This window comes from Sandaracinobacteroides hominis (assembly GCF_016464365.1).
GTDB lineage: Bacteria > Pseudomonadota > Alphaproteobacteria > Sphingomonadales > Sphingomonadaceae > Sandaracinobacteroides > Sandaracinobacteroides hominis.
This window is the reverse complement of the sequence record NZ_JADCUC010000017.1, coordinates 1-7,163: the sequence shown is the minus strand read 5'-3', so window position 1 is coordinate 7,163 and position 7,163 is coordinate 1. Positions and strand designations below refer to the sequence as shown.

Annotated in this window: 7 protein-coding genes; 3 read left to right on the top strand and 4 right to left on the bottom strand. The window is 62.0% G+C overall.

Annotated elements, in window-relative coordinates; all coding sequences use genetic code 11:
* The first annotated feature begins 6 nt into the window (after positions 1–6).
* Positions 7–1,575: an IS66 family transposase gene (tnpC, locus tag IM784_RS16885; RefSeq protein WP_199556515.1), complete on the top strand. Its 1,569-nt coding sequence runs from the start codon at positions 7–9 to the stop codon at positions 1,573–1,575.
* 185 nt (positions 1,576–1,760) lie between these two features.
* Here tnpC and IM784_RS16880 read toward each other — a convergent pair whose 3' ends face one another.
* The 4 genes from IM784_RS16880 to IM784_RS16865 form a co-directional block, all read right to left on the bottom strand.
* Positions 1,761–2,252, bottom strand: coding sequence for a type II toxin-antitoxin system YhaV family toxin (locus IM784_RS16880; RefSeq protein WP_199556514.1), 492 nt, complete (start codon positions 2,250–2,252; stop codon positions 1,761–1,763).
* 1 nt (position 2,253) lies between these two features.
* Positions 2,254–2,589: a type II toxin-antitoxin system PrlF family antitoxin gene (locus IM784_RS16875; protein ID WP_199556513.1), complete on the bottom strand. Its 336-nt coding sequence runs from the start codon at positions 2,587–2,589 to the stop codon at positions 2,254–2,256.
* A 97-nt stretch (positions 2,590–2,686) separates the two neighbouring features.
* On the bottom strand, positions 2,687–3,103 hold the full coding sequence (locus IM784_RS16870; RefSeq protein WP_199556512.1) for a hypothetical protein: 417 nt from the start codon (positions 3,101–3,103) through the stop codon (positions 2,687–2,689).
* Between the two features lie 181 nt (positions 3,104–3,284).
* Entirely contained in the window at positions 3,285–5,399 is a 2,115-nt protein-coding gene (locus tag IM784_RS16865) for a ParB/RepB/Spo0J family partition protein (RefSeq protein WP_199556511.1), read from the bottom strand.
* 524 nt (positions 5,400–5,923) lie between these two features.
* Here IM784_RS16865 and IM784_RS16860 point away from each other — a divergent pair.
* Positions 5,924–6,103, top strand: coding sequence for a type II toxin-antitoxin system Phd/YefM family antitoxin (locus IM784_RS16860; protein ID WP_199556510.1), 180 nt, complete (start codon positions 5,924–5,926; stop codon positions 6,101–6,103).
* 8 nt (positions 6,104–6,111) lie between these two features.
* A complete protein-coding gene (locus IM784_RS16855) occupies positions 6,112–7,080 on the top strand; it encodes a DNA cytosine methyltransferase (protein ID WP_199556509.1) in 969 nt (322 codons plus the stop codon).
* The last annotated feature ends 83 nt before the right edge of the window (positions 7,081–7,163 follow it).

Below are 7,163 nucleotides of genomic sequence, written 5' to 3'. Positions count from 1 at the left end.
ATCGCCATGTCTGCGCCCGCCGATCTCCCCTTTGATCTGGACAGCCTTCCGCCCGCCGTGCGTGAGGCGTTTGCAGCGATGCAAGCCAAGGTCGCCGGGCTGGAAGCCCATACCGAACGTCAGGATTACCTCATCGCCGAGCTGCGCCATGCGCTTTATGGCAAGCGGTCCGAGCAGTTGGCCCCGGACGAGCGTCAGCTGGCTTTCGAGGATCTGGAAACGGCCGTCGCGGAAGCCGCGGCTGCCCGGGAGGCGCTGGCTGAAGGCAATGCCGATGGCAGGCCCAGGCGTCCGCCAGCCAAACGCAACCTTGGCCATCTGCCAGATCACCTACCGCGCATCGAGCAGGTGATCGAACCCGCGCAGAAGATATGCCCCTGCGGCTGCACCGACATGGTGAAGATTGGCGAAGACCGCGCGGAACGGCTCGACATCGTTCCTGCCCGCTTCCAGGTGATCGTCACCGTTCGCCCTCGCTATGCCTGCCGTCGTTGCGACGCGGGTGTTATGCAGGCGGATACGCCGAACTGGCTGATCGAAGGCGGGCTGCCGACCGAAGGCACGCTCGCCCATGTCGCGGTCTCCAAATATGCCGACCACTTGCCACTTTATCGCCAATGCCAGATCTATGGCCGGGGCGGCGTGGACCTGGATCGGTCAACCCTGGCAAAGTGGTGCGGTGTGGCGGCCTATCATCTGGCTCCGGTCGTTGACCGGATGCTGGTCCACCTCAAACGATCCGGCCGCCTGTTCATGGACGAGACCCGGGCGCCGGTCCTCGATCCCAAGGCGGGCAAGACCAAAACCGGCTACCTTTGGGCGGTGACCCGCGATGATCGCGGGTGGGGCGGCGGCGATCCGCCCGCCGTCGTCTTCACCTATGCGCCCGGGCGTCATGGCCACCATGCGATGGGCATCCTGACGGGCTTCGAGGGCATTCTGCAGGTCGATGGTTACACCGGCTACGACGCCTTGGCCGAGCCAAAGCGCGTGGGCGGCACACCCCTGACGCTGGCCTATTGCTGGGCCCATTCCCGGCGCAAGCTGCATGACATCTATCAAAAGGACGGCTCCGAGATCGCCGCCGAGGGCCTCCGCCGCATCGCCCAGATCTACAAGATCGAAGCCACCATCCGGGGCCGCTCACCCGAAGAACGCCTCGCCGCCCGCCAAGCGCAATCCGCCCCGCAAATTGCCGACTTCCGCCTTTGGTTGACCCAACAGCGCAGCCGGATCTCCGCCAAATCCCGCTTGGGCGAGAAGCTCGGCTACATCCACCGCCACTGGGATGGCCTGCAAATCTTCCTGACCGATGGCCGCGTCGAGATGGATACCAACCCCGTCGAAAACACCATCAGACCCATAACCCTCAATCGAAAAAACGCGCTCTTCGCCGGTCATGATGAGGGCGGCCGAACCTGGGCCCGCATGGCCTCACTCATTGAGACCTGCAAACTGAACGCCATCGATCCTTACGCCTACCTGCGCGCAACACTGACCGCCATCGCCAACGGCCACCCCGCGTCGCGCATCGACGACCTCATGCCTTGGGCCTTCCAAAAGCCGTCAATCTAAAAGCCCGACGGGGTTCACGCACCGCTTACAAACGGATGGGAGCTTCCCGCGAAATGTCCGCCGTCGCGCCTTGCGTTATGGGATTGAAGCCGAATGGCGGAAACGCGTCCTTGGCGTGGTTCCGGCGCAGCCGAAAGCCCGGCCCGGAGGGCAACGCCCAATCCTGTGACGTTCAACAGCATTTATTATGGCTTCGGGGGCGAGGCTTTTTCCAGCCGTGCGACGGCCTTGGGATCGGCAGCCTCCTTATGCAGAGCATCCCAATCGTCGGGCGGATTGCCGTCATCCAGCATCCCCTTGAAAACCTTGTAGGCATCCGTTTTGGAGCCGTAGGTCCGCAAGCTGTTTTCGTCGTTCACCCAGGCGAAGATGATGACCTTGCTGGTGCTGCTGTAGCGGAAAAAGAGCCGGAAACGACCATTGCCGAACTTGGCGCGAAACCAGTGCTTGCGGTCGTCGCCAAGGGTCGCGCCCTGGCGGTAGATGGATGCTGTCGGGTCTGATGGTACATTGACGGCGACGAGCTGGACCAAGGACGCGAGCAACTTGGCGTCGGCGGATTTCTGATAATCGTCCGGTTTCTTCGCCTTGAGCGCGTCGACCGCCTCGATCAGCTTCTCCCACTGATCGAGAAAGAGAGGGTGTGCGAGGACCGTCCAGCCATTGATCGTCGGCATATCAGATCGAAACGTCCCCCTCGATCTCAGCATCGAGATCGACCGTCATGCCCGCCGTCAGGGCAACAGCCCGGTCGAGCAAGGATTGCGGGAACGGAAGAACGGATTTCTCGGGGTGCTTCGCCATGTTCCGCGCGAGAAATTCGAGAAAGCGGTCGATCACGGGATCGGCGGTTTCTTCAATCTCGGCCTTCTGGACATAGACGCGGTGCTGCTCATCAATGAGAAAAGCAATGCGTCCACCATAGTCAACGCCCAGCGCCTGCCGAACGGACTTCGGCACGGTGGTCTGTCCCTTGGCAGTGATGGTGCTTTCTTCTTTCAGCAGGGCTCCCATGGCGGGCCTCCATAAATCGGTCGAGCGGAATGTAAGGAATATTCCTTATCATGTCAAGATTGGCCGTCGCCTTGCTCTGCCAGCCGGTTCCGCGCCTTTACTTCGCGGGCTGGCCGACACCGTTCACCAGCCGCGCCAAGGCAGAGAATCCGACGAATCCGCTGCCAGTGATGCAGAAGATTTGCCGCCAGATGTCGGACGGTACGGCCTCCTTGGTGACGCCATAGACCATCGCATAGCCCGCGACGGCGGCGGGCGCGGCGAAGATCAGCGCGAGAATCAAGCGGATGACAGGCGAACGGATCGTCTCGAACAGTCCGGCCAGAATGCCGAAGGCGGCACCACCCGAGAACAGGCCGACGAGTCCCGCACCGATCAGACCCGCGCCTGTCCCGTAGGCGAATTGTGCTACGGCAAGTCCTACAAAAAAGGGCAGCGCATAGACGGCGAGATTGTAGGCGAGGACGCAGAGCAACGCGACCAGCGCAACACTCATGAACATGACGGCGACCATGATGTTTCACCTTTGCTGACGGCACCGCCTTTCGTGCAATCGCCATGATGGGGGCTGCACGTTCCGATGTGTGGCGATGTGTTCTTTTTCTGTCGAGGTCATCCGGCCGCGCGGGGAAGCCGCGCGGCCGGATTTTTACGGGTGGAAGACCGGGACCGCTGACGCGATCCCGGCTCGCCGTTCATTCCGCTGCGACGGCGAAAGGCTCATCTTCTACGGTTTCGGCGCTGTCGGTTGCGGGCAGAGCCTCGTCCTCCATGGCGAGGGCTTCCGGCTGCTCGTCCACTGCCAGCCATGCGGGCCGCTCGGTGCGCAGGATCGGCGGGAGCCATCCGGTTCCGGCCAGAAGCTGTTCGGCAGCTTCCGCCATTTCCGGCTTCTTCTCGTCCGCGATCCGCTCGGCGGCTTCGTTGCCAAGCGCCTCCCGCACGGCGTCAAGGATATGGGCCTTGGTGACACGCCCGAGATAGGTCCGAACGGTCGGCGTCCAATGCGCCGTCATATCGAGCGCAACCGCCGTCGCCAGCCTGTCCGCCGTTGCATGGGCGTGGCGCTTGTTCTGCTCCCATGGCAGCTTGAGGGCGTTGACGGTCTGCGCGGCGCAATGGGCGAACAGCGCCATGACGCTGGCATGGTCCAGCCCGGCGATGAAGCCCCAAAGCTCCGAAACTTCGCGCGGCATGTCCGAAGCCCATCCGGCATGCCGATCCGCCAACGCCTTCGCCGCCGCCGTGTCCTCTATGCCGTCCGCATGTCCGCCAAGACTGGCGCTGATGGTGCGGATTTCGAGGGCATGGGCGTCCCCGCCGCTGCGATAGAAGGTCTGCGCGGCAAGCGCGTGGGTGACGGCGATCAACGCCATGTCCGGCTGTTCGCCAAGGGCGAGACGCAGGCCAAGCGTCCGATGGGCGGTCAGGTCACGGATGAGAAGATCGGAAATCGGTTTGCCGTCTTCCTCCGCTTCCTCGTCCTCGGCGTCCAGCGTGGAAACGTGGTCGCCATCCTCGTCACACTCGCCGTCTTCCCCGATGATCTCGCCATCGCCGTTGACGCGAACGCCGTCGATGATGGTTTCGCCGTCCTTGCCTTCTTCTTCCTCCGGTTCCGGGGCCTCGTCCTCGGGCCGGATGAAACCGCGCTCGATGCGGGCTTCGCCGTCATGGTTCAACACCACGAACACGCCGCCGCGCGTGATCTCTTGCGCGTCGTAGGCATAGCGCAGCCCGTCGATCCGCTCGATCTCGGCTTCAAGCTCCGCAAGGCGCTGATCCACTTCGGACGGCAGGTCCGCGTCGGAGTCCTGCCATTCCGCCGACAGGCGTTCAAGTTCCTCCTGCGCAGCGTCGTAGGCGGCTTCCTGTTCCTCGGATAATTCCACCGGCTGCGGATAGGTGCGGCGCATGCCGTGCGCATGGGGCCAGTCGATAAAGGCCGAAACCCATTTCCAGCCTTCCGCCTCCTGAACCTCGGCAGCGGTGCTTTCCAGTTTGTCGAGGGCAAGCCGGTCCAGCAGCGCGGCGTCCTCGTAGAAGCCACCACGATCCTCGGTGAACAGGTCACGGATGATGTTGCCGCCCGCCTCGGTATAGGCTTCCGCGCCGACGAAGATCGCCCGCCGATCCGAAGCCGCCACGTTGCTCGCGGTCAGGTCGCGGCGGATGATCCAAGGTTCCTTGTTATAGGATAGATTCTCATAGACATGTTCCTGCCGGTCGTGATCGTCGGTGATGGCGAACGCCTGCAACTGGTCCATGGTCAGACCGCCATCGCGGTAAACCTGAATCAGCTTGGGGCTGACAGCGCCGAGGCGAAGCCGCTGCTTCACGACATGCGCGGACTTGCCGAACCGGGCCGCGATTTCCTCCGCGCCCCATCCGCGATCTTCCGAAAGCTCGCGGAACTTCTCGAACTCGTCGGCGGGGTGAAGGTTCTCCCGGTTGACGTTCTCGTCAAGGCTGATCTCGGCCGCGTCGTTCGCCGTGTCGATGACGCAGCGGATCGGTTCGGTCTTCTTGATCTCCTTGCGCTTGATGCGCAGAAGCTGCGCCAATCTGCGGCCTTCTCCGACACTGACGAGATAGAAGCCGGTCGGCTCCCCGCCCGCGTTCGTTTCCGGCTCCACCACAAGGTTTTGCAGCATCCCCTTAGCGGCGATGCTCGCGGCCTTCCCCTCGATGGACGCCTCGCTGTGCGGAGTTTTCCGGGCGTTCTTCGGATGCTTTTTCAGCTTGTTGAGCGGGATGAAAACCGTTTCGCCATGTTCGGGAATGGTCGTGATCTGTGCATTGGTCGTCATGATCTTGATCCTTATGGGTCTGGGTTGGAGCGCAGCGCTGCGCTGCAACCCTGGCCGTCGCCGAGACCGGGGGGTGCAAGGCGCAAGGGCGGACGGGCGGAGGGGGATCACCCGGCCTGCACGAAGCGGATCGAAGTCATGACGAGAGTGCGCAGCACATATCCGCGCGGAAGGCTGGGGATACCGCCCGGCCGCCCTTGTGCCGCGCCAGGGGGCAGCGCCCCCAAGCAACCCGCCCGGCCAGAGCGGAAGCGGAGGCCGGGGAGAAAATCACTTCACGGTGTGAGAAATCAAATACCTGAAATCACCGGCGCCCGATCACCACAATCCTTTTGGGCGCTGCGAGGTGTTTTTGGCAGAGGGCAAGGCGAGACCAAGTGACAGTGCTTTATCCGCAGACGTCGCAATCGTCGCTTCTGAACCATACGTAGCGCCAAACTCGCTTGAGGATCACGCTGCATTGATCTTGGTTGTAATGGCAATTAAAATAGCTAAAATGGCTCATTCACAGTGGATCGAATACCATGCAGACCATGTCCGCGAAAGACGCCAAGAACAGCTTCGGGCTTCTGCTCGACCGGGCCAGAGCGGAGCCGGTGCAAGTGGAAAAGCATGGAAGGCCCGTTGTCGTTGTTGTTAGCGTAGAAGAGTTTCGGAGGCTGTCGCTTGCCTCTGCCGCTCCACTCGGCAGAACCGGGGGCTGAACGTCGACATGCTCTCGGTTGATCCGATTATCGAAGAATTTCCGGCACGGGCTGACACGGTCGCGGCCAAGCACGATCCGTCGTGGCGCAGCGCAGCGTTCCCCGTGGTCGATGTGTTCGCCGGTCCCGGTGGCCTTGGCGAAGGTTTCTCCCTCAGCTTGGATGAGAAAGGGAATCCGTGCTTTAACAGCGTGGTGTCCATCGAGAGGGACATATTCTCTCATCAGACCCTGCTGCTTCGCCATTTTATCCGGCAGTTTCCGGACGGAGAAGCGCCTGACGAATATTACACCTTCCTCAAGGGCGACATCACCCGTGAGGAGATGTTCCGTCGCCATCCTGAAGCACATGCCCACGCGGTCGCGTCGGCACTGTGCATTTCGCTTGGACCGGAATCCCACGCAGAGGTGAAGAAGATCATCCGGGATCGGGTGGGTGACAGCCGCAGATGGGCGCTGGTCGGTGGGCCGCCCTGTCAGGCATATTCGCTTGTCGGGCGCTCGCGAATGATGGGGCGCACGGATTTCGCTCAGGACGAGCGGCATACGCTCTACCTCGAATATCTCCGGATCATAGTCGATCACCGTCCGCCGGTGTTCGTTATGGAAAATGTAAAGGGGCTGCTTTCCGCGACTATCGACGGTAAGTCGGCGATCACCCGGATCGTTCGCGATCTTTCACATCCGGGAACCGCCATTCTCGGAGCGCCGGACGATCTCTCCTACAAGCTTTATTCGCTCACCGAGCAGGATATGGCGGAAGGGGTTGTGGACCCGCGCCTCTTCGTGGTCCGCGCCGAAGAGTATGGCATCCCGCAGGCACGGCATCGGATGTTCATCGTCGGCATTCGCAGCGACCTGAAAGTCCGTCCGAGATCACTCAGAAAGATGAACGCTCCCACCGTTCAGGAGACGATAGGATCGCTCCCTTCCATGTCCGTCGTCAGAACATTCGGCACAACTCGCGGCGTAGATTAGCGGAGTGCGGACCTCGTCAGGGGGTTGATGTTAGGCGGCGAACTTGCGGTGCTGCAAGCGCCGATGTTCGATGGTCTGTCGCT